The sequence below is a fragment of the Streptomyces winkii genome (genome assembly GCF_032248595.1).
Taxonomy (GTDB): domain Bacteria; phylum Actinomycetota; class Actinomycetes; order Streptomycetales; family Streptomycetaceae; genus Streptomyces; species Streptomyces winkii.
Genome location: NZ_JASTTH010000010.1, coordinates 192,198 through 213,821 on the forward strand (window position 1 = coordinate 192,198; position 21,624 = coordinate 213,821).

At 71.5% G+C, this 21,624-nt stretch carries 21 protein-coding genes; 18 read left to right on the forward strand and 3 right to left on the reverse strand.

The annotated features are described in order from the left end of the window. Window positions 1–75 precede the first annotated feature (75 nt). The 8 genes from QQM67_RS27755 to QQM67_RS27790 all read left to right on the forward strand — a co-directional run bounded on the left by QQM67_RS27755 (window position 76) and on the right by QQM67_RS27790 (window position 8,909). Window positions 76–1,605 (forward strand): sugar ABC transporter ATP-binding protein, encoded by a 1,530-nt coding sequence (locus QQM67_RS27755; RefSeq protein WP_314177672.1) that lies wholly within the window; start codon window positions 76–78, stop codon window positions 1,603–1,605. After that, entirely contained in the window at window positions 1,602–2,690 is a 1,089-nt protein-coding gene (locus tag QQM67_RS27760; RefSeq protein ID WP_314177674.1) for an ABC transporter permease, read from the forward strand. Before QQM67_RS27755 ends, QQM67_RS27760 begins: the two co-directional genes overlap by 4 nt. 134 nt (window positions 2,691–2,824) lie before the next feature. After that, window positions 2,825–3,742: an ABC transporter permease gene (locus tag QQM67_RS27765; protein WP_314177756.1), complete on the forward strand. Its 918-nt coding sequence runs from the start codon at window positions 2,825–2,827 to the stop codon at window positions 3,740–3,742. 101 nt (window positions 3,743–3,843) lie between these two features. Beyond that, window positions 3,844–4,929, forward strand: coding sequence for a rhamnose ABC transporter substrate-binding protein (rhaS, locus tag QQM67_RS27770; protein ID WP_314177676.1), 1,086 nt, complete (start codon window positions 3,844–3,846; stop codon window positions 4,927–4,929). Between the two features lie 21 nt (window positions 4,930–4,950). Next, window positions 4,951–5,280, forward strand: a complete 330-nt coding sequence (locus tag QQM67_RS27775; RefSeq protein ID WP_314177677.1) for an L-rhamnose mutarotase — start codon at window positions 4,951–4,953, stop codon at window positions 5,278–5,280. 35 nt (window positions 5,281–5,315) lie between these two features. Continuing rightward, window positions 5,316–6,839 carry an L-fucose/L-arabinose isomerase family protein gene (locus QQM67_RS27780; RefSeq protein ID WP_314177678.1) on the forward strand — a complete coding sequence of 508 codons (1,524 nt, stop codon included), beginning with the start codon at window positions 5,316–5,318 and terminating at the stop codon, window positions 6,837–6,839. Further along, a complete protein-coding gene (locus QQM67_RS27785) occupies window positions 6,836–7,861 on the forward strand; it encodes a LacI family DNA-binding transcriptional regulator (protein WP_314177680.1) in 1,026 nt (341 codons plus the stop codon). The genes QQM67_RS27780 and QQM67_RS27785 overlap by 4 nt, the downstream gene beginning before the upstream one ends. A gap of 31 nt (window positions 7,862–7,892) precedes the next feature. Then, complete coding sequence (locus QQM67_RS27790) at window positions 7,893–8,909, forward strand: LacI family DNA-binding transcriptional regulator (RefSeq protein ID WP_314177758.1); 1,017 nt, start codon at window positions 7,893–7,895, stop codon at window positions 8,907–8,909. A 274-nt stretch (window positions 8,910–9,183) separates the two neighbouring features. Here QQM67_RS27790 and QQM67_RS27795 read toward each other — a convergent pair whose 3' ends face one another. Continuing rightward, a complete protein-coding gene (locus tag QQM67_RS27795; RefSeq protein ID WP_314177681.1) occupies window positions 9,184–10,368 on the reverse strand; it encodes an NAD(P)-binding domain-containing protein in 1,185 nt (394 codons plus the stop codon). Between the two features lie 103 nt (window positions 10,369–10,471). On the opposite strand from QQM67_RS27795, the gene QQM67_RS27800 reads away from it, so the two are divergent. After that, a complete protein-coding gene (locus QQM67_RS27800) occupies window positions 10,472–10,894 on the forward strand; it encodes a YjbQ family protein (RefSeq protein ID WP_314177682.1) in 423 nt (140 codons plus the stop codon). Between the two features lie 52 nt (window positions 10,895–10,946). Here the strand turns inward: QQM67_RS27800 and QQM67_RS27805 are convergent, their stop codons facing one another. Then, window positions 10,947–11,330 carry a VOC family protein gene (locus QQM67_RS27805; RefSeq protein ID WP_314177684.1) on the reverse strand — a complete coding sequence of 128 codons (384 nt, stop codon included), beginning with the start codon at window positions 11,328–11,330 and terminating at the stop codon, window positions 10,947–10,949. 128 nt (window positions 11,331–11,458) lie between these two features. Continuing rightward, window positions 11,459–12,226, reverse strand: coding sequence for an IclR family transcriptional regulator (locus QQM67_RS27810; protein WP_314177687.1), 768 nt, complete (start codon window positions 12,224–12,226; stop codon window positions 11,459–11,461). Window positions 12,227–12,375: 149 nt separating this feature from the next. On the opposite strand from QQM67_RS27810, the gene QQM67_RS27815 reads away from it, so the two are divergent. From QQM67_RS27815 to QQM67_RS27855, 9 genes are all read left to right on the forward strand, one after another. Next, on the forward strand, window positions 12,376–13,332 hold the full coding sequence (locus QQM67_RS27815) for an HpcH/HpaI aldolase/citrate lyase family protein (protein ID WP_314177688.1): 957 nt from the start codon (window positions 12,376–12,378) through the stop codon (window positions 13,330–13,332). Continuing rightward, window positions 13,329–14,507: a CaiB/BaiF CoA transferase family protein gene (locus tag QQM67_RS27820; protein WP_314177690.1), complete on the forward strand. Its 1,179-nt coding sequence runs from the start codon at window positions 13,329–13,331 to the stop codon at window positions 14,505–14,507. Before QQM67_RS27815 ends, QQM67_RS27820 begins: the two co-directional genes overlap by 4 nt. Continuing rightward, window positions 14,504–15,052 carry a MaoC family dehydratase gene (locus QQM67_RS27825; protein WP_314177692.1) on the forward strand — a complete coding sequence of 183 codons (549 nt, stop codon included), beginning with the start codon at window positions 14,504–14,506 and terminating at the stop codon, window positions 15,050–15,052. The genes QQM67_RS27820 and QQM67_RS27825 overlap by 4 nt, the downstream gene beginning before the upstream one ends. After that, window positions 15,049–16,206 (forward strand): acyl-CoA dehydrogenase family protein, encoded by a 1,158-nt coding sequence (locus QQM67_RS27830; RefSeq protein ID WP_314177693.1) that lies wholly within the window; start codon window positions 15,049–15,051, stop codon window positions 16,204–16,206. Before QQM67_RS27825 ends, QQM67_RS27830 begins: the two co-directional genes overlap by 4 nt. A 78-nt stretch (window positions 16,207–16,284) precedes the next feature. Next, window positions 16,285–17,292 (forward strand): LLM class flavin-dependent oxidoreductase, encoded by a 1,008-nt coding sequence (locus QQM67_RS27835; RefSeq protein WP_314177694.1) that lies wholly within the window; start codon window positions 16,285–16,287, stop codon window positions 17,290–17,292. Then, the gene (locus QQM67_RS27840; protein ID WP_314177695.1) at window positions 17,289–18,317 is read left to right on the forward strand and encodes a TRAP transporter substrate-binding protein; all 1,029 of its coding nucleotides are present in this window, start codon (window positions 17,289–17,291) and stop codon (window positions 18,315–18,317) included. Before QQM67_RS27835 ends, QQM67_RS27840 begins: the two co-directional genes overlap by 4 nt. Before the next feature lie 13 nt (window positions 18,318–18,330). Beyond that, the gene (locus QQM67_RS27845; protein WP_314177697.1) at window positions 18,331–18,918 is read left to right on the forward strand and encodes a TRAP transporter small permease; all 588 of its coding nucleotides are present in this window, start codon (window positions 18,331–18,333) and stop codon (window positions 18,916–18,918) included. Beyond that, a complete protein-coding gene (locus QQM67_RS27850; protein WP_314177700.1) occupies window positions 18,915–20,222 on the forward strand; it encodes a TRAP transporter large permease in 1,308 nt (435 codons plus the stop codon). The genes QQM67_RS27845 and QQM67_RS27850 overlap by 4 nt, the downstream gene beginning before the upstream one ends. Next, window positions 20,219–21,412 carry an MmgE/PrpD family protein gene (locus tag QQM67_RS27855; protein ID WP_314177702.1) on the forward strand — a complete coding sequence of 398 codons (1,194 nt, stop codon included), beginning with the start codon at window positions 20,219–20,221 and terminating at the stop codon, window positions 21,410–21,412. The genes QQM67_RS27850 and QQM67_RS27855 overlap by 4 nt, the downstream gene beginning before the upstream one ends. The last annotated feature ends 212 nt before the right edge of the window (window positions 21,413–21,624 follow it).

Below are 21,624 nucleotides of genomic sequence, written 5' to 3' on the forward strand. Positions count from 1 at the left end.
ACCGCGGCCACGCCCCGGCCGCCCGCCGCACCGCGCGCACCTCGGCACGCCGCCCGCCGCACAGAGGAGCAGGACATGACCCAGCCAGAACCGGCAGCGGCCCCGGTGCCGGTCCTCGCCCTGGAGGGGGTGAGCAAGTCCTTCGGCAACGTGCGCGCCCTGCAAGGCGTCGACCTGGCGCTGCACGCGGGAGAGGCGCATGCGCTCGCCGGGGAGAACGGCGCGGGCAAGTCCACGCTCATCAAGATCCTCGGCGGCGTGTACGCGCCCGACGCCGGGACCGTACGGCTCGACGGCGACCCCGTCGTCTTCGGCGGCCCCGCCGGTGCGCGCGACGCGGGCATCGCCGTGATCTACCAGGAGCCCATGCTCTTCGCGGACTTGTCCATCGCCGAGAACATCTTCATGGGCCGCCAGCCGCGCCGCGCCCTCGGGCGCATCGACCACGGCGCCGTGCGCGAGGCCACCGCCGCCCTGATGCGCCGCCTCGGCGTCGACCTCGACCCGGACCGGCCCGCGCGGGGGCTGTCCATCGCCGACCAGCAGATCGTCGAGATCGCCAAGGCGCTCTCGTTCGACGCCCGCGTGCTGATCATGGACGAGCCGACCGCGGCCCTGACCGGCACCGAGACGGCACGGCTCTTCTCCGTCGTCGAGACGCTCCGCGCGGAGGGCGCCGCCGTACTGTTCATCTCGCACCGGCTGGGTGAGATCTTCCGGCTGTGCCGGCGCGTCACCACGCTCCGGGACGGCCGGCTCGTGGCGACCGAACCCCTCGAAGGTCTCACCGAGGACGACCTCGTACGCCGCATGGTCGGGCGCGACCTGGAGGAGCTGTACCCCAAGCAGGACACGACGCCCGGCGCCACGGCGCTGACGGTCCGCAGGCTCACCCGCGAAGGCGTCTTCCACGACGTCTCGTTCGAGGTGCGCCGCGGCGAGATCGTCGCCCTGGCGGGCCTGGTGGGAGCCGGACGGAGCGAGGTCGTGCAGGCAGTCTTCGGCGTCGACCGGGCCGACGCCGGCGAGGTCGAGGTCGACGGAGTCGCGCTGAAGCCCGGCTCACCGACTGCCGCCATGGACGCGGGAGTCGCCCTCGTACCGGAGGACCGGCGGCAGCGCGGCCTCGTCATGGAGATGTCCATCGAGCGGAACATCGCCCTGACCGGCCTGGACGGCCTCGGCACCGCCGGCATGGTGCGCCGCTCGCTGGAGCGCTCCCGCGCCGCCGACTGGGCGGTGCGGCTGCGGCTGAAGTACAACCGCCTCACCGACTCCGCCGGGGTGCTCTCCGGCGGCAACCAGCAGAAGGTCGTGCTGGCCAAGTGGCTCGCCACCGAACCCGGCGTACTGATCGTCGACGAGCCCACCCGCGGGATCGACGTCGGCACCAAGGCCGAGGTCCACCGGCTGCTCACGTCCCTCGCCGAAGAGGGCATCGCGGTGCTGATGGTCTCCTCCGATCTGCCCGAAGTCCTCGGCATGGCCGACCGGGTGCTGGTCATGCACGAGGGGCGCCTCGTGGCCGGGATACCCCGCGCGGAGGCCACCGAGGAGGCGGTCATGGCCGCCGCCACCGGACGCACCACCGGGGAGGCGGCATGAGCAGGACCCTTCAGAAGCCGACCGAGCCGCCGCAGCAGCAGCCCGGAGCCGGCCCCGGCGGGAGCACGGAGCCACGCCGCTCCGCCCGCTCCCTGACCGATCTGGTCTTCCGCATACGGGAGTTGAGCATCGGCGGCGCCCTCGTGCTGCTGATCCTCGGCACCTGGCTCGCCAACCCCGGCTTCCTCGACGACCAGGGCGTGCAGGACCTGCTGCTCAACTCGGCGATCCTGGTGCTCCTCGCGACCGGCCAGTCCGTCGTCGTACTCACCCGGAACATCGATCTGTCGGTCGGATCCGTGGTCGGCCTGACCGCGTTCGCCTGCGGCAGCTTCGTCTCCGGCACACAGCACAGCGCGCTGACCGTGGTGCTGCTCGGCACCGGGCTCGGCGTGCTGTGCGGGCTGGTGAGCGGGCTGCTCGTCAGCTTCGGCAAAGTGCCCGCGCTGGTGGTGACCCTGGGAATGCTGTACGTCATCCAGGGCGCCGACCACGCCTGGGCGCACGGCAGGCAGATCAACGCCGCCAACGTGCCCGACGGGGTACTGAAGCTGGGCAGCGGAAGCCTGCTCGGCGTCCCGTATCTCCCGCTGATCTCCGCCGTGGTGCTGGCGGCCACCGCGTACTACCTGCGCAGCTACCGCAGCGGCCGCGAGCTGTACGCCATCGGCTCCAGCCCCGAAGCGGCACGCCTGGCCGGGATCCCCATCCGCAGGCGGATCCTCGCCGCCTACGCCTTCTCCGGCGCCGTCGCCGGATTCGCGGGCGCGCTGTGGCTCGCCAGGTTCGGCACGGTCGTCGCCGACGCCGCCAACGGCTGGGAGCTGACCGTGGTCAGCGCGGTCGTCGTCGGCGGCGTCGCCATCACCGGCGGCGTGGGCACCGTCTGGGGCGCGGCCCTCGGAGCGCTGCTGCTGACCACCATCGGCAGCGCACTCGTCGTCCTCAAGGTCAACCCCTTCTGGGAGCAGGCCATCACGGGCGCGCTGCTGCTCGCGGCCATCAGCACCGACCGAGTCGTACGCAGCCGCACCACCGAGGCGCTGCGGAAGCGGAGCAGGAACCGGAAGAGGAGCAGGAATTGAACGCGCCGACTCCCCTGACACAGGCGGCGGACCAGGGCCCCGCCCCGGACGGGCCCCGCGCGCACAACGAGGCGTTCAGCGCGGGCAGGCTGCTGCGCTGGGACACCGCCGTGGGCATCCTGCTCGTCGCCGTCATGCTCGCCGGAGCCGGCACCACCGACGGCTTCGCCGACGTCACCAACCTCTCGGCCGCCCTCAACGACACCGCGGAGATCGCCCTCATCGCCCTGCCGATGACCCTGCTCGTCGTCGCCGGGCAGGTCGACCTGTCCGTCGCCTCCATGCTCGGGCTCTCCAGCGCGCTCGCGGGCGCGCTGTGGGACGCGGGCTGGGCGTTCGAGACGATCGTGCCGCTGTGCCTCGTCGTGGGCGTGATCGGCGGGCTGATCAACGGATGGCTCGTCACCCGCGTCGGACTGCCCGCGCTCGCCGTCACCATCGGCACGCTCACCCTCTACCGGGGGCTGGCGTCCGTCGTGCTCGGCAACAAGGCGGTCTCCGACTTCCCCGAGTCGTACGCACAGTGGGCGTCCTACACGGAGCCGGTGCCGGGCACCTTCATCCCGTATCCGATCGCCGTCTTCATCGTGCTCGCGGTGCTCGCGGCCGTCGTGCTGCACTGCACCGCCGCCGGTCGCGCGCTGTTCGCCATCGGGGCTCAGGAGGACGCGGCCCGCTTCGCGGGCATCCGCGTCAGGCGCATCAAGCTCGTGCTCTTCGCCGTCACGGGATTCATGGCGTCCTTCGCCGGGATCGTCTACACGCTGCGCTACGGCAGCGCCCGCGCCGACAACGGACTCGGACTGGAACTCGTCGTCATCGCGTCCGTGCTGCTCGGCGGCGTCGACTTCAACGGCGGCAAGGGGACGCTCGGCGGCGCCGTCGCCGGCGTGCTCCTGATCGGCGTCCTCAACAACCTCCTCACGCTCAACGACATCTCCAACGAGATCCAGGTCGTCGTCACCGGCGTGCTGCTGGTGGCCTCCGTGCTCACACCGCGGGTCATCGCCCTCGTCACCGAACGACGGCACCGGCGCGCCGCCGCCACCTGACGGGCGCTTCCCGATCCGCCGTTCCCCCGGTTCCCGTTCCCGCCTCCGACCCGTCGCCCTCCGACTCCCTTGCCGTGCCCACCAGCTGAAAGGCCCCCGCCATGCGACCCACGACACGCTCCCGCCCCCGGCTCCTCGCTGCCGGCGCAGCGCTCTGCGCGCTCTCGCTCGCCCTCGCCGGGTGCTCCGGCACCACCAAGAGCGACGCGAAGGACGACGCCAAGGACAAGGCGCAGGACGCGAAGGCCGATCCCGACGCCCCGCTGAAGAAGGGGCTGAAGCTCGCGTTCCTGCCCAAGCAGATCAACAACCCGTACGAGAAGATCGTCGACGACGCCGGCATCGCCGCCGCCGAGGAGTACGGCGGCAAGGCGAAGGAGGTCGGCCCCTCCGACGCGAAGGCGTCCTCCCAGGTCACCTACATCAACACCCTCGTACAGCAGCGGCAGGACGCCATCCTCATCGCCGCCAACGACCCCAACGCCGTGTGCGGGCCGCTGAAGCAGGCGATGAAACAGAAGATCAAGGTCGTCTCGTACGACTCCGACACCGACAAGGACTGCCGGCAGCTCTTCATCAACCAGGCCAGCTCCGAGGAGATCGGCCGCTCCCTGATCCGGCGCACCGCCGAACAGACCGGCCACAAGGGCCAGATCGCGATCCTCTCGGCCACCCAGAACGCCACGAACCAGAACGCCTGGATCGAGTTCATGAAGAAGGAGCTGAAGAAGCCCGAGTACAAGGACATGAAGCTGGTCAAGACCGCCTACGGCGACGACGACGACCAGAAGTCCTTCCAGGAGACCCAGGGACTGCTCAAGGCCTACCCCAAGCTCAAGGCCATTATCTCGCCCACGACCGTCGGCATCGCCGCCGCCGCCCGGTACATCAGCGACTCCTCCTACAAGGGCAAGGTCGTCCTCAACGGACTCGGCACGCCCAACCAGATGCGCAAGTACATCAAGGACGGCACCGTCGAGGAGTTCTCCCTCTGGGACCCCAAGAAGCTCGGCTACCTCGGTTCGTACGCCGCGGCATCGCTCGCCTCCGGCCAGATCACCGGCAAGGAGGGCGAGAAGTTCAAGGCAGGGAAGCTCGGTGAGCGCACAGTCGGCAAGGACGGCGAGGTGATCCTCGGCCCGCCCACCGTCTTCAACGCGAAGAACATCGGCAAGTACGACTTCTAGAAGAGGAAGGGAGCCGGACCCGTGCAGCGTGTCTGCTTCCTGCTGAAGGTCCGCGCCGACCGGGTGGCCGAGTACCGCGAACGGCACTCGGCCGTCTGGCCGGAGATGCTCGAGGCGCTCTCCGCCTGCGGCTGGCACAACTACTCGCTCTTCCTGCGCGAGGACGGGCTGCTCGTCGGCTACCTCGAGACCGAGGACTTCGCCGCGGCACGCGCCGCGATGGACAGGACGGAGGTCAACGACCGCTGGCAGCGGGAGATGGCCCCGTTCTTCGAACCCCTGGGCCCCTCCGGAGAGCAGCGGGCCGACGAAGCGATGGCGCCGCTCACCGAGGTCTTCCATCTCGACTGACGCGGCGCCGCGCACGCAGCGAGGAGCGAGACGTCATGACCGCACACACAACCACCCCGGCCTCACCCGCGCCCGCGTCCGAGCCCGCCGCCACCTCCCCGTCCTTCGGCTCCCCGTCGGTCGGCGCCCCGGCGCCCGTCCGCAGGCCCCGGATCGGCCTCGTCGCGGGCGGACTGGGCGCGTACTGGCCGCAGTTCCCCGGTCTGCTGCCCGGGCTGCGCCGCTCCGCCGCCCGAGTGGCCGAGCGGATGGGCGAGTTCGACGCCGACGTCGTCGACGTGGGCTTCATCTCCGACGCCGAGGAGGGCGCGCAGGCCGCCGAGAGGCTGCGCGCCGCCGACTGCGACCTGATCGTCGGCTTCCTCACCACGTACATGACGGCGACCATGCTCGTGCCCGTCGCCCAGCGCAGCGGCGCACCCGTGCTGCTGATCAACCTCCAGCCGACCGAGGCCATGGACCACGCCACCTTCGACACCGGGCAGTGGCTCGCCTACTGCGGCGCCTGCCCCCTTCCGGAGATGGCCAACGCCTTCGAGCGCGTCGGCGTCGAATTCCGTTCCGTGTCCGGTTACTTGGAGGACGAGCGGGCCTGGCGGCGCATCGGGGGCTGGATACGAGCGGCAGCAGTACGGGGATCGCTGCGCTCCGCGCGGCACGGCCTCATGGGTCACCTCTACCCGGGGATGTACGACGTCTCCACCGACCTGACGATGGTCCCGGCCTCCTTCGGCGGACACGTCGAGGTGCTGGAGTTCGACGACCTGCGGGTCCGGGTCGAAGGCGTGGGGGAGAAGGAGACCGCCGCCCGCATCGCCGAGACGAAGGAGATCTTCGAACTCGACGCCTCCGTCGACGAGGACGACCTGACCTGGGCGGCACGAGTCTCGGCGGGACTCGACCGCCTCGTCGCCGACTTCGGCCTGGACTCCCTCGCCTACTTCCACCGCGGCCTGAACGGCGAGGTGCACGAGAGGCTCGGCGCGGGCATGATCCTCGGCGCCTCGCTGCTGACGTCCCGCGGCGTCCCCGCGGCCGGAGAGTACGAACTGCGCACCTCGCTGGCCATGCTGCTGTGCGAACGCCTCGGCGCGCCGGGCTCGTTCACCGAGTTCCAGGCGCTGAACTTCCGGGACGGAGTGGTCGAGATGGGCCACGACGGCCCCGCCCACCTGGGCCTGGGCGGGCGCCGCCCGCTGCTGCGCGGCCTCGGCGTCTACCACGGCAAGCGCGGCTGGGGAGTCTCCGTCGAGTGCACCGCGCGGCACGGCCCCGTCACCCTCGTCGGCGTCGGCCAGTCCCGCGACGGCCGCTACCGGCTCGTGGCCGCCGAGGGCGAGGCCGTCCCCGGGCCCCTGCTCAAGATCGGCAACACCACGTCCCGTATCGACTTCGGATGTGATCCGGGCGAGTGGACCGACGCCTGGAGCGCGAGCGGCGTCGGCCACCACTGGGCCCTGGCCACCGGCGAACTCCTGCCCGGGCTGCGCGCGTTGGCCGGGCTCGGCGGACTGGAGCTCACCGAGGTGCGCCCCGGCACCGGGGTACGACCTGGATGAACGCGCGCCACGTGGACATCAAGCAGGTCGCGCGCGCGGCCGGCGTCTCGGTCGGGACGGTCTCCAACGTCATCAACAGACCCGACGCCGTCTCCGACGCCACGCGCGCCCGCGTGCTGTCCGCGATCCAGCAACTCGGCTATGTGCGCAGTGAGTCGGCGCGTCAGCTGCGTGCGGGGCGGAGCCGGATCATCGCGTTGCTGGTGCTGGATATGGCGAATCCGTTCTTCGTGGATGTGGCGGGTGGTGCGGAGCGTGCGGCGCGGGAGGCGGGGTTGGGGGTGATGTTGTGCAACAGCGCGCAGAGTCCGTCGGAGGAGGCGGAGTATCTGTCGCTGTTCGCGGAGCAGCGCGTGCGCGGCGTCCTCGTCAGTCCCGCGGACTCCGGAGGCGAGAACCTGCTCGGATTCCGCCGCCACGGCATCCCCTTCGTCTTCGTCGACCGTTACGACAGCGACACCGAACGCTGCTCCGTCTCCGTCGACGACGTGCTCGGCGGCGGTCTGGCCGTCGCACACCTCCTCGGACAGGGGCACCGGGACATCGCCTACGTCTCCGGCCCCATGCAGCTCACCCAGTGCCGGGACCGCCACACCGGGGCACTGGGAGCGCTGCGCGACGCGGACGGGGCGGCGGAACTGCGTCATGTGGAGGCGGATCGGTTGGATGTGGCGGCGGGGCGTGATGCGGGGGCGCGGTTGCTGGGGATGTCTCCGCGTCCGTCGGGGGTGTTCTGTGCGAATGATCTGCTGGCGTTGGGGGTGTTGCAGGCGTTGTACGGGGCGGGGGTCGCGGTGCCGGGGGAGGTGGCGTTGGTGGGGTATGACGACATCGAGTTCGCGGCTGCTGCTGCGGTGCCGTTGACGTCGGTGCGGCAGCCTGCGTTCCGGATGGGGCGTGCGGCGGCGGATCTGCTGATCGAGGAGACGGGGGAGGGGGCGGCGGGTCATGAGCATCAGCGGATCGTGCTCCAGCCCGAACTCGTCGTCCGCCGCTCCACTCTCGGCGGCCACCGCGGGTGATTGCTGCGTAGCATGAGCGCTCGTGGCAGGAATGGTGGGCATCAAGGACGTGGCGCGGGCGGCCGGTGTGTCGGTCGGGACGGTTTCCAACGTCATCAACCGTCCTCAGACGGTCTCTTCGGACACACGCGACAAGGTCCGCGCGGCGATCCGGCAGCTGGGCTATGTGCGCAGTGAGTCGGCGCGTCAGCTGCGTGCGGGGCGGAGCCGGATCATCGCGTTGCTGGTGCTGGATATGGCGAATCCGTTCTTTGTGGATGTGGCGGGTGGTGCGGAGCGTGCGGCGCGGGAGGCGGGGTTGGGGGTGATGTTGTGCAACAGCGCGCAGAGTCCGTCGGAGGAGGCGGAGTATCTGTCGCTGTTCGCGGAGCAGCGCGTGCGCGGCGTCCTCGTCACCCCGGCCGACACCAGCGGCGGCAACCTCGCCCGCTTCCAGCGGCACGGCATCCCGTACGTCTCCGTCGACCGCGTCCTGCCCAGCGCCGAGGGCTGCTCCGTCTCCGTCGACGACGTGCTCGGCGGCGCGCTCGCGGCCCGGCATCTGCTCCAGCACGGACACGAGAGCATCGTCTACGTCTCCGGCCCCATGCATCTCACCCAGTGCCAGGACAGATACACCGGTCTCGTCGACGCACTGCGCGCGGCGGGCCTGAGCGAGCAGAGCGCCCTGCGTCATGTGGAGGCGGATCGGTTGGATGTGGCGGCGGGGCGTGATGCGGGGGCGCGGTTGCTGGGGATGTCTCCGCGTCCGTCGGGGGTGTTCTGTGCGAATGATCTGCTGGCGTTGGGTGTGTTGCAGGCGTTGTACGGGGCGGGGGTCGCGGTGCCGGGGGAGGTGGCGTTGGTGGGGTATGACGACATCGAGTTCGCGGCTGCTGCCGCGGTGCCGTTGACGTCGGTGCGGCAGCCTGCGTTCCGGATGGGGCGTGCGGCGGCGGATCTGCTGATCGAGGAGACGGGGGAGGGGGCGGCGGGTCATGAGCATCAGCGGATCGTGCTCCAGCCCGAACTCGTCGTCCGCCGCTCCAGCATCCCCGTGCGCGCCTGATCACGCCGCGCAGGGGGCGAGTACGAGGCGGCGCCGCCCCGCCGTGCGGTCACGGAGAGACGGCGCCGCGGGGACATACGTCAGACGAGCCAGCCGACGAAGTGGGCGAGACAGGCCAGCGCGTTGGTGATGACGTTCATGCCGTGCGTACTCCTTGTGTTTCTGAATGGGACAACTCACCAGCGCCCGTGGGACGTTGGGGCCGGAGACGCCCGCGCGGACCCGTGAACAGCGGCCCGTCGCTTGCGCACCGTAAGCATCACCGAACCCGGCGTCACCGCGTCGGGGATTCCGCTGCCGCCACGCCTACGGGTGAGCGACCGCTTCCGCGTTCGTACGCCGGAGAGCCCTCGGCAGCCTCGCGGTCCGCGTCCCCGCCGAGCAGCCGGTGGACGTCCCACGCCGCCGCGCGGCCCGCGCGGTTGGCCCCGACGGTGCTGGCCGAGGGCCCGTAACCGACCAGGTGGATCCGGGGATCGGCCGCGACCCGCGTGCCGTCCATGCGGATGCCGCCGCCCGGCCCGCGCAGCCCCAGCGGCGCCAAGTGGCCGATGGCGGGCCGGAATCCGGTCGCCCACAGCAGCGTGTCCGCCGCCATGCGCCGCCCGTCGCTCCACTCGACGCCCTCGGGCACGATCCGCTCGAACATCGGCTGCCGCACCAGCACGCCGCGCTCGCGCGCCCGGAGCATCTCCTGCGTCAGCGGGAGCCCGGTCACGGAGACGACGCTCTGCGGCGGCAGCCCCCGGCGTACACGGTCATCGACGAGGGCGACCGCGGCGCGGCCCTGGTCCTCGGCGAACGGCCCCTCCCGGAAGACCGGTTCGCGACGCGTGACCCATGCCGTCTCCGCCGCCACCTCGGAGACCTCCAGCAGATGCTGCACGGCGGACGTGCCGCCCCCGATGACCACCACGCGCCTGCCGGTGAAGGCCTCGGAGTGCGGGCCCGGATACGTGGCCGTGTGCAACTGCCGCCCGCGGAAGGTCTCCTGGCCCGGATAGCGGGGCCAGAACGGCCGGTCCCATGTGCCCGTGGCGCTGATGACGGCCCGCGCGGACCAGACCCCCGCCGACGTCTCCACCCGCAGCCGCCCGCCGCCGTCCTCACGCACCGCCCGTACGTGGACGGGGCGGCGCACCGCCAGAGCGTAGGTGCGCTCGTACTCCGCGAAGTACTCGCCGATCACCTCCGACGAGGGCCGCTCCGGGTCGGCCCCGGTCAGCCGGGGATGCCCGCCGGCCGGAGTCCACGGGGAGCCGGGCAGCGTGTAGATGCCGTGCACCTTCCCGTACGTCAGGGTGGGCCAGCGGTGCTGCCAGGCGCCGCCGGGCCGCTCCGCGTGGTCGAGGACGACGAAGTCCCGGTCCGGCTCGTAGCCCAGGCGCCGCAGGTGGAAGGCGGTGGACAGGCCCGCCTGCCCGGCCCCGATCACCACGACCGCCACGTACTTCTCCATGCTTGTTTCAACCCTCGCGAGCTCCGCGTGCTTCCCGTGAGGCGGGCGCGGGGACGAGCCCCGCCGGTGCCGCGCGGAGGACGGCTGCGTGGAGGATGGAGGCATGACCGACGCGCTTCAGACCCACGTCCTGCACATCACCACCGGCTCCGGCGAGAGCGTCACCGACCTCACCCGCGAGTGCGAGACCTTCCTCAGCGGCGCTGCCCAGGGCAGGGACGGGCTGCTCAACGTCTTCGTCCCGCACGCCACCGCCGGCATCGCCGTCCTGGAGACGGGCGCGGGCAGCGACGACGACCTCCTCGCCGTCCTGCGCGACGTGCTTCCCGCAGACGACCGCTGGCGGCACCGGCACGGAAGCCCGGGCCACGGCCGGGACCACGTACTCCCCGCGTTCGTCCCGCCGCACGCCACGTTCCCCGTCGTCGGCGGAAGGCTGGAGCTGGGCACCTGGCAGTCCGTCTGCCTCGTCGACACCAACGGCGACAACCCGCACCGCCGGGTGCGGCTGAGCTTCCTGGGGTGAGGGGGGCTGCCGGCAGGGCTCCCGGCCCTTGGTGTCCGCGCGTGTCCGGACCTCAGGAAGACATCGCAGCGCGGTCGGACTCGCTGCGAAGAACACAGAATTCGTTGCCTTCAGGGTCTGCGAGGACGGCCCAGCCGGAGCCGTCGGGTTCCCGGCGGTCGGCGACGAGCGCGGCACCGAGGCTCAGCAGCCGCTCGACCTCCTCATCGCGTGAGGTCATCGGGCGCAGGCACAGATGGATGCGGTTCTTGACCGACTTCCGTTCCGGCACCTGGTTGAAGTGCAGCAGCGGGCCCTCCGGCAACATCACGTCGATCTCCGGGTCGCCCGGTCCGTCCTCCGGATGCAGCGGGCAACCGGTCACCTCGCTCCAGAACCGTGCCAGCCCATAGGCGTCAGCACAGTCGATCGCCACGTTCTGCAACACCGAGACCATGTACGAGAGCCTGCCCTGGCACGGCGCACCGCTCAAGCTCCGGTGCCGGACAACACCGGCACGTTCGGGACACGCCCCAGGCCCCCGGGCCCGGCGTCGAGGAGAGGCCGCCGGAGATTCCGGGGAGTTCAGACGGGCGGAAGCGCGGCGCCGATGCGGCGGGCGGCCTCGGCCGCCAACGGGCCGAGCCGGAGGGCCCGTTCCGCGTCGTACCGCTGAATCGGCACCGAGATCGCGAGCGCGCCGGCCGGCCGGCCGCGCGGGTCCAGCAGCGCCGCGCCGACGGCGCCGACCCCCGGACGCCACGCGCAGTCGTTCGTCGCGTATCCCACCTCGCGGACCCGGCGCAGATCGTCGAGCACGGCTCCGAGGTCCCCGGGGGTCGTCTCCGAGAAGCGCTCCAGCTCCCCGGTCAGCAGCCGCTCCACTTCGGGGTCCGGCATGGTCGCGAGGATCGCCCGGCCGCTGCAGCTCGCGTGCAGCGGCACCGGCGTCCCCAGGCGAACCCAGGTGCGCACCGGCTCGTCGCTGTCCATCCGGTCGATGACGACGAGGTCGTGGTCGGCGCCGTAGCTGGAGAGGTGAATGGTCTCGTGGGTCTCGTCCCGCAGCTCCCGCATCGCCGGCAGCGCCGCCTCGCGCAGGCCGAGTCCGGCGGGGGCATGGATGCCGACGGACAGTGCCCGGCCGGTCAGCACCCACCGTGTGCTGTCGCCACGGGACGTGGTCAGCCATTCCGCTTCGCGCAGCGTGACCAGACAGCGGTGGACCGAGCTCTTGGGGATGTGCGTCGCCCGCGCGATCGTGGAGACGCCGACGGGTTGCAGTTCAGCAACTGTCTCCAGAACGCGCAGAGTTGTGATGACGGCGCGCATCCCGCCGCCCGCCGTTGGCATCTGTGACTGTCCCCCTTTTTCCGAGCGCCGTTCCGGATGACGCCTGCACGACCCTTGACAGTACGTGAGCGCCCTCATCAAGGTAAGTGCGATCGTACCGCCAGATGGTACGTGTTCCATCTCACGGAACACTAGGGCAGGGAGTGCTCATGGACGTCGGACGAACGCTGCTGTTCGTCCCCGGCGATCGCCCGGAGCGGATCAGGAAGGCCCTGGCGAGCGAAGCCGACGCCGTCGCGGTCGACCTGGAGGACGCGGTCGCCGCCACGGCGAAGGACTCCGCACGGGCCCTGACCGCCGAAGCCCTCACCGGGCTCGTGCCGTTGCGGCTGGGCAGGCCGGGCCCGGGCGTCCACATCCGCGTCAACGCACTGGACACCGCGGAGGCGGAGGCGGACCTCGCGGCCGTGCGCTCCCTGCTGGGCAGGGCCCGCCTGGACGGTCTGATCGTCCCCAAGGCACGCTCCGCCGAGCAGATCGCCGGACTCGACGAGACGCTGACCTCCGCCGAGACGGAGGCGGGCATCCAGCCGGGGAGGCTCTCGCTGCTGCCCATCGTGGAGAGCGCCGCCGGAGTGCTCGCCTCGGCGGCTGTCGCCTCGGCGAGTCCCCGCGTGCAGACCCTGCTGTTCGGCACGCTCGACCTCGCCGCCGAACTCGGCGTGCGTCCCACCGCCGAGGGACGAGAACTGCTGCACGCCCGCTCGCAGTTGGTGCTGGCGGCCCGTGCCGCCGGGCTGCCCGGACCGCTGGACGGCCCGCACGCCGCCCTCGACGACGAGGACGGGCTCGTACGGTCCACGCTCGCCGCAGGTGAACTCGGCTTCACCGGCCGCGTCGTGCTGCACCCCCGCCAAGTGGCGCCCGTGCGCCGGGCGTTCGCACCCGCTGACGCCGAACTCGCCCGCGCCCGCGAGGTGCTGGCCGCCTATACCGACGCGGTGGAGCGCGGCCTCGGTGCGGTGCGGCTGGGCGACGGGACGTTCGTCGACCGCCCGGTGGTGACCCGTGCCGAGGCTCTGCTGCGCGAGGCGGACCCTGAACTTCGCGAGACCGCCCCGCAGTTGCGCGAGCCGGACCCGGACGGCACGGAGGACGCCCGATGACGGCGCACTCCGTCCCGCGCACGCGGCTCCCGCTCGACGACATCACGGTCGTCGCCGTCGAACAGGCCGTCGCAGCGCCCTTCGCCACACGCCAGCTCGCCGACCTCGGCGCCCGCGTGATCAAGGTCGAGCGGCCGGACGGCGGCGACTTCGCACGCGGCTACGACAGCGTCGTGCACGGCGAGTCCAGCGCGTTCCTCTGGCTCAACCGGGGCAAGGAGTCGGTGCGGCTCGACCTCAAGGACCCAGCCGCCGCCCGGGAGTTGCAGCTGCTGCTGGAGCGGGCCGACGTCCTGGTCGCCAATCTCGCGCCCGCCGCGCTCGGACGGCTCGGCCTCGACCTCGCCACGCTGCGCCGTCACCACCCCGCCCTGATCGTCTGCCTGATCTCCGGCTACGCGCCCGACGGCCCCCTCGCGACCAAGAAGGCCTACGACGCGCTCATCCAGGCCGAAGCGGGCGTGATGTCGCTGACCGGCACACCGGCGGCGCCCGCGAAGGTCGGTGTCTCCATCGCCGACATAGCCGCCGGCAGCCACGCCTTCAGCGGCCTGCTCGCCGCCCTGAGGCACCGCGACAGGACCGGCGAGGCGCTGCCCGTCCAGGTCTCGCTCTTCGACGCGCTCACCGAGTGGATGGCGCACCCGCTGTACCACACCCTCTACGGAGGCAGCGCTCCCCTTCCCATGGGCACCTCGCATCCCGCGATAGCGCCGTACGGAGCCTTCGCCACGGGCGACGGCACATCGCTGCTGATCGCCGTGCAGAACGAGCGCGAATGGGTGCGGCTGTGCGCGGACGTGCTCGACGCCGCGCCGCTCGCCGCCGACGAACGCTTCCACTCCAATCCCGCGCGCGTCGCCAACCGCCCCGCTCTCGACGCCGAGTTGGCCGCCCGCTTCGCCGCGTACTCCCACGGGACGCTGACGCAGCGGCTGGACGCCGCGGGCATCGCCTGGGGACGGATGACGGCCCTCGCCGACCTGCCGTCGCACCCCGAACTCGCCCGGGACGGGCGCTGGATGGACACCCCGACACCGGGCGGCACGGTCCGCACACTGCGGCCGCCCGGCGTTCCCGGCGGGAGGAGCGCCGAGGGCGGCGCGCTGCCGGCCCTCGGCGCGCACACCGCGTCCGTACTCGCCGAACTGCACGCTGCCGAGGGAGAGTCATGACGACCCACACCGGCTGGCAGGGCCGCTTCTACGAGGACTTCGTCGTCGGCGACGTCTTCGAGCACCCCCTGGGCCGCACCGTGACCACGACGGACAACATCTGGTTCACGCTGCTCACGCAGAACACCGCACCGCTCCACTTCGACCACGAGTACGCGCGGCGCACCGAGTTCGGCAGGCCGCTCGTCAACTCGGCCTTTACGCTCGCCCTCGTCGCCGGGCAGAGCGTCACCGACGTCTCCCAGAACGTCTTCGCCAACCTCGGCTGGGAGGAGATCTCCCTGCCCCACCCGGTCTTCGAGGGCGACACGATCCACTCGCGGTCGAGCGTGCTGAAGGCGAGGGAGTCGGCTTCGCGTCCGGAGCTGGGCGTCGTCACGGTGCGGACGACCGGCCACAAGCAGAGCGGCGAGGTCGTCATCGAGTTCACCAGGACGCTGCTGGTATACAAGCGCGGCCACGGACCCCGAGGCGGCGGCCAGGCAGCCGAAGGCGCCGCCCAGGCATACGACGGCGGCGACCGGCGCCAGGGGGAGGGACGATGACCGGCCGCACGAGCGAACTCCGCCGCGACCTGCGCCAGTTGGTCGACCGCATCTGCGCCGACTACCCGGACTCGTACTGGCAGGAGGCCGACGCCGCACGCCGCTACCCCGAGGAGTTCGTCGACGCCCTCACCGGCACCGGCTGCCTCGGCGCCCTGGTGCCCGAGGAGTTCGGCGGACTGGGCCTCGGCCTCGGCGACGCCTCCGTCATCCTGGAAGGCATCAACGCGGCCGGCGGCAACGCCGGGCCCGTCCACGCCCAGCTCTACACGATGGGCTCCGTGCTGCGGCACGGCAGCGAGGAGCAGAAGCGGCGCTACCTGCCCGCCATCGCCTCCGGAGAGCTGCGGCTCCAGGCGTTCGGCGTGACCGAGCCGACCGCCGGCACCGACACCACCAGCATCCGCACCACGGCGGAACGCACCTCCGACGGCTACGTCGTCAACGGCCAGAAGGTCTTCATCTCCCGCGTGCAGCACTCCGATCTGATGCTGCTGCTGGCGCGTACGACGCCGCGCGAGCAGACCGCGAAGAAGTCCGAGGGGATGTCGCTGTTCCTGATCGACCTGCGCGAGGCGGAGGGCGTCGGTCTGCGGCCCATCCGCACGATGGTCAACCACGAGACGAACGAGGTCTTCTTCGACGACGTCCACATTCCGGCCGACAGCCTCATCGGCGAGGAGGGCCGGGGATTCCGCTACGTCCTCGACGGCATGAACGCCGAGCGCATCCTCATCGCCTCCGAATGCATCGGCGACGGCCGCTGGTTCGTGGAACGCGCCTCGCGGTACGCACGCGACCGCGTCGTCTTCGGCCGTCCCATCGGGCAGAACCAGGGCGTCCAGTTCCCCATCGCGCGGGCCCATGTGAACGTCGAGGCCGCCGACCTCATGCGGTGGCGCGCCTGCGACCTCTTCGACGCGGGGCAGCCCTGCGGCGCGGAGGCCAACATGGCCAAACTCCTTGCGGCGGACGCCTCGTGGGAGGCGGGCAACGCCGCGCTCCAGACCCACGGCGGCTACGGCTTCGCCGCGGAGTACGACATCGAGCGGAAGTTCCGCGAGACGCGGCTGTACCAGGTGGCGCCCGTCTCGACCAACCTCATCCTCGCCCACATCGGCGAACACGTACTGAAGATGCCGCGTTCGTTCTGACCCGGCCCGGACGAGACGGCCCGAACCGGCCCCGGCCAGGCGCACACCCCACACCGATCGAAGGAGGCTCCGGCGCAGATGACTTCGGCTCCCGCATACGGGCTGGTGCTGTGCAGCCAGTTCACCTCCGAGGACGACGTGGTGGCCCGCTTCGCCGAACAGGTGGAACAGGTGCGCTTCGCCCGCGACGCCGGCTTCTCCTCGGTGTGGGCGACACAGCACTACCTCGCCGACCCCTTCCAGTACCTGCACCCCCTCGCGGTCCTCTCCCGCATCGTGCCCGACAGCGGCGACATGCGGATCGGCACCGCCATCACGCTCGTGGCGCTCCAGAACCCGGTCGACCTCGCCGAGGAGCTGGCCACGCTGGACATCATCAGCGGCGGCCGCCTGACCGTCGGGGCCGGACTCGGCTACCGCGACACGGAGTTCGACGCGTTCGGCGTGCCCCGCGACGCGCGGCTGCGCCGCTTCCTCGACAACCTCGGCCTCGTCCGGCGGCTGTGGACCGAGGACGAGGTCACCTTCATCGGCGACGCGGTCAAGCTCGACGCCGTACGCCCGGTCCTGCGCCCCGTGCAGCGCCCCCACCCGCCGATCTGGCTCGCCGGTCACACCGACGGGGCGCTGCGCCGCACCGCGCGGATGGGCCTGCCGTGGATCGCCGCCGCGGCACACGTCGACCGCGAATATCTGCACCGGCAGGTCGCGCTCTACCGCGCCGCCTGCTCCGAGTACGGGCGCGGCGAGGCCCCCGTGCAGGTGCTTCAGGAGATCTACGTCGGCGAGAGCGACGAGTCGGCCGTCGAGGACGTACGGGCCGCGCTGACCGTGAAGTACGCGGCCTACCGCGCGTGGGGCCAGGACCGGGTGCTGCCGGCGTCGCAGAGCTTCGACGCGGAGTTCGACAAGCTCCGCCAGGGCCGGTTCATCCTCGGCGGCCCTTCCGCGTGCCGTGCCCAACTCGCCGATCTCATCGACCACGTGGCACCGGAGAACATCCTGCTCCGCCCGCAATGGCCCGGGATGCCGCAGGAGAAGGTCATGGCCAGCTTGAAGCGTCTGAGGGACGAGGTACTCCCATGAACACGAGAGCGATCGGACGGCGGAGCTTCCTGGCCGCCACGGGCCTGGGCCTGGCCGCGGCCGGGACCGCCGCGTGCGCCCCGGCGAGTGCCCGCGGGCAGCGCACCGTCGCCACGTACATACCGTCGAACTACGGCGATCTCTACCCCGGGATCAAGAAGTTCGTCGACGTGGCGACCCAACGCAGCGGCGGCAGGCTGTCGTTGGACATGTTCGACTCGGGCACCCTGCTGGGCGCCGAACAGCTCCTGCCGGGGCTGCTGTCCGGCGTCGCGGACGTCATCTTCCAGACCAGCTCGTACGTGTCCTCCACGTTCCCGGTACTCGGCGCCATGGAACTCCCCTTCGTCACCGAGGACTACCCGAAGCTCCAGCGCGCCATCGCCCCGGGCGAGCCGCAGTTCGAACTGGTCAACAAGAAGCTCGCGGAGCGCGGCGCGCGCATCCTCGGCGGAATGCCGACCACGTTCGAGTACATCTGGACCGTCGACAAGCCGATCCGCAAGCCCGAGGACGTACGCGGCATGCGCCTGCGCGTCGCCGGCGAGATCGAGGGCGAGACGGTGAAGGCCATGGGGGGAGCGCCCGTCACGATGGGCTCCGCGGAGGTCTTCGAGGCGCTGGAGAAGGGCACCATCGACGGGCTGATGAGCTACATCGGCACCGTCGTCTCCCGGGACCTCCAGACCATCGTCCGGTACGGCACCTCCGGGCACTTCGGCGCGTACACCGTCGACGCGTACTGCCGCAGCGACTGGTACGAGGAACAGGCCCCCGCCGTGCGGAAGGCGCTCGACGCCGCCGGTGAGGCGCTCTACCGCGACGGCACGAAGAACATGATCAAGGTCCACACGACCGACTACCTGAGCAAGGTGAAGGCCGCCGGAGTGGAGCTGATCACGCCCGACCAGGCCGGGAAGGCCGCCTTCCGCAAGGCCGTCGCCCCGGTGTACGGCCGGTGGAGGGAGCGTCTCGGTGACTCCGCCACCGCCTCCCGGGCCCTCGAGTCCATACGGAACGCGTGAGAGGCGGCCCGGCATGAACGCACTGAACACTCTCCGGAAGTACCTGCTCGCATGCTCGACGGGCATGGCCGTCGTCGCCATGGCGGTCATCGGGCTGATGACGGTCACCATCACCTACGACGTCGTCGTCCGCTTCGCCTTCTCCGCGCCCACCGACTGGGCGTACCCGCTCAACTCCGCCGGGGTCCTCGCCTCGACGTCCCTGGCCGTGCCGTACTTCTACGCCAAAGGCGCGCACATCTCGATGGACCTGGTGCACCGGGCGATGGCGCCCGGACTGCGCCGGGCGTCGGACCTGGTCGCCGCGGGCGCGACGGCGTTCGTGGGGCTGGTGCTCTGCGTCACCGCGTTCCGTGCGACGACGGTGGCGATCGACAGCGGGCTGACGGGGTCGGGCACCTTCAGCATCCCTCTGTGGGTTCCGGACGCCCTGTTGTCGCTCACGGGCGCCGTGCTGGTCCTCGTGGCCGTGCTGTTTCCACCGGGCGGCCCGTCCAGCACGTCTGACGCGGCGGGCACCGGGACATCCGCACCGGACGCCACCGCTCCCCGAGTTGACGGCGCGGCTTCCGGCGCCGGTGAAGGAGAGGCGAAGCGATGATGTCCGACGCCTGGATCGCGACCCTCGCGGTCGTACTACTGCTTCTGCTCGTCGCCGTGCGCACGCCGATCTTCGTCGCGCTCGCCTTCTCCGGCATCGCCGGCCTGATCGGCATGAAGGGCCTCCCCGGGGTGGACCTCGTCCCGCTCGCGCTGACGGCCCAGTTGCAGAACTACGCGCTCGTCTCGGCCCCGCTCTACATCCTTCTCGGTGAGGTGCTGGCCGTCAGCGGCCTGGGCCGCGACCTGTTCGGCGCGGCGTACCGGTGGTTCAACCGGGTTCCCGCGGGGCTGGGCGCCTCGGCGATCGGATCCTCGACCGTGTTCGGCGCGATGTCCGGCGTGAGCATCTCCTCAGTCGCGGTGATCGGGCGCATGGCCGTACCCGAGATGCTCAGCAGGGGCTACCGCCCGGCGTTCGCGAGCGGCACCGTGGCCGCTTCCGGTGCGCTCGCCATGCTGATCCCGCCGAGCTTGATGTTCATCCTCTACTCGTCGGTGACGGGTGTGAGCATCGCGCAGCTCTTCGCGGGCGGGGTGGTCCCCGGTCTGCTGCTCGCCGCGATCATGATCGTCTACGTCGTCGTGCGGGCGAAGACCGCACCCGCCAACGCGCCCGTCACCGACGAGCGCTTCACCTGGCGGGAACGCTTCGTCGCACTCGGGAAGATCTCACCCGCGCTGATCCTCATCCTCCTCGTCCTCGGCTCGATCTACACCGGCTTCGCGACCCCGACGGAAGCCGCCGCGGTCGGCGCCCTGGCGGCGTTCGGAGTCACCGGTGGGATCTACCGGAAGCTGGGCTGGGACAACCTCAAGGCGATCTTCGTGGCCACCGCTCACGTGACCACGTCCGTCCTGGTCATCGTGGGCGCCGCCTTCGTCTTCACGGAGATGCTCGTCGTGGCGCGTGTGCCGGACGCGGTCTCGGGCTTCGTCGTCGGCCTCGAGGTGTCGCCCTATCTCGTGATCGCGGCGATCATGGTGGTGCTCGTCCTGCTCGGCTGCCTCGTCGACGCCGCCTCGCTGCTGCTCGTGGTGACGCCGATCCTCGTGCCGGCCATCGAGGGACTCGGTTTCGACCCCCTGTGGTTCGGCGTGCTGCTCGTGGTCAACCTGGAGATGGCGGTCATCACGCCACCGGTCGGGCTCAACCTGTACACCATGAAATCCGTCGTGCCCGAACTGGACCTCGCCGACATCTTCCGCGGCGTCCTGCCGTATCTGGCCATCGAGGCCGGGATGCTCGCGCTGGTCACCGCCGTACCCGAACTCGCCACCTGGCTGCCCGGGTTGATCGCATGATCGCGGATCTCGCCGAGTGGGCCGCGGCACTCGACCCGGACGAGGCCGACCGCGAACTCGCCCGGAGAGCGCTCGTGGACACCACCGCGGTGACGCTGGCCGCGGCCGGCGACCCCGTGGCCGGGATGACGGCGGACCAGCCGGAGGCGCTGCGCTGGGCGGCGACGGGACACGTCCTGGACTTCGACGACGTCCACCTTCCCTCCACCTCGCACGTCAGCGTCGTATGCGTCAGCGCGACGCTGGCCTGCGGGGGAGGGCCGCGCGCCTACCTCGCGGGAGCGGGAGTGATGGCGCGGCTCGGCACGGCACTCGGCTGGAGCCACTACGGCAGCGGCTGGCACACCACATGCACCGCGGGAGCACCCGCCGCCGCCGTGGCCGCGGGCATCGCCCTCGGCCTCGACGCGGAGGGGCTCGCGCGGGCCATGGCGCTCGCGGTCCCCGCCGCGGGGGGAGTCCAGCGTGCCTTCGGCACCACCGGCAAGTCCCTCCAGGTCGGCTTCGCGACCGACGCCGGCGTACGAGCCGCCCGGCTCGCGGCAGCGGGCGCGAGCGCCGAACCGGCCGCGCTGGACGACTGGTTCGCCCTGGTGGGCGGTGAGACAGCGCCGGTGCTGACCGGGCCCGCCGTCCCGGACGGGCTGGCTGTCAAGCTGCACCCGTGCTGCTATGCGATGCAGCGTCCCATCAGCGCGGCACGCGAACTGCCGGGCGAGACAAGGGCGGTCGAGGACATCGCGCGGATCACGGTCACGACGCCCGAGGCAGGCATGCAGCCGCTCATCCACCACCGGCCGCGCACCGGGCTGGAGGCGAAGTTCAGCATGGAGTACGCCGTCGCGACGGCCCTCCTCGACGGCTTCCCCGGCATGGCCGACTTCACGGACTCCGCGGCGGCCCGCCCGCAGGTGCGGCGGCTGCTGGAGCGCACAGAGGTACGCGTCCTCCCGGACGGCGGCCAGGGCCTGACGGGAGGCGAGACCCGCATCGAAGTGGAACGCGCCGGTGGTCAACGGGCCGAGGCCGCACTGGAGTTGCCCCGGGGCCACCCGCGACACCCCGCCACCGACGCGGAACTGGCCGCCAAGGTCGCCTCCTGCGTCGGCGGCGAGCGCGCCGCGGAGGTCACCGGACTGACCTGGGAGGGCGCCGCGCGGCTGCTCCGCGGCACGCTCCCCGGAGCGTGAGGACTCGGCGCAGGGATACAGGCGGCGGCGCGGGCGCCGGGCCCGCTCGCGTTCTCGGCGTCGCGGTCGCGATCACGAGCCGTGCGCCCGGATGTTGACCATGATGCACAACTGTCTGCGCAGCGTACTGCCCGCGTGATACGCATCTGACGAGCCCCGGCGCCCCGCGCGGGGGTGCCGCCCTCTCCTCCGCTGTGGCGGGGGAGTTCCGC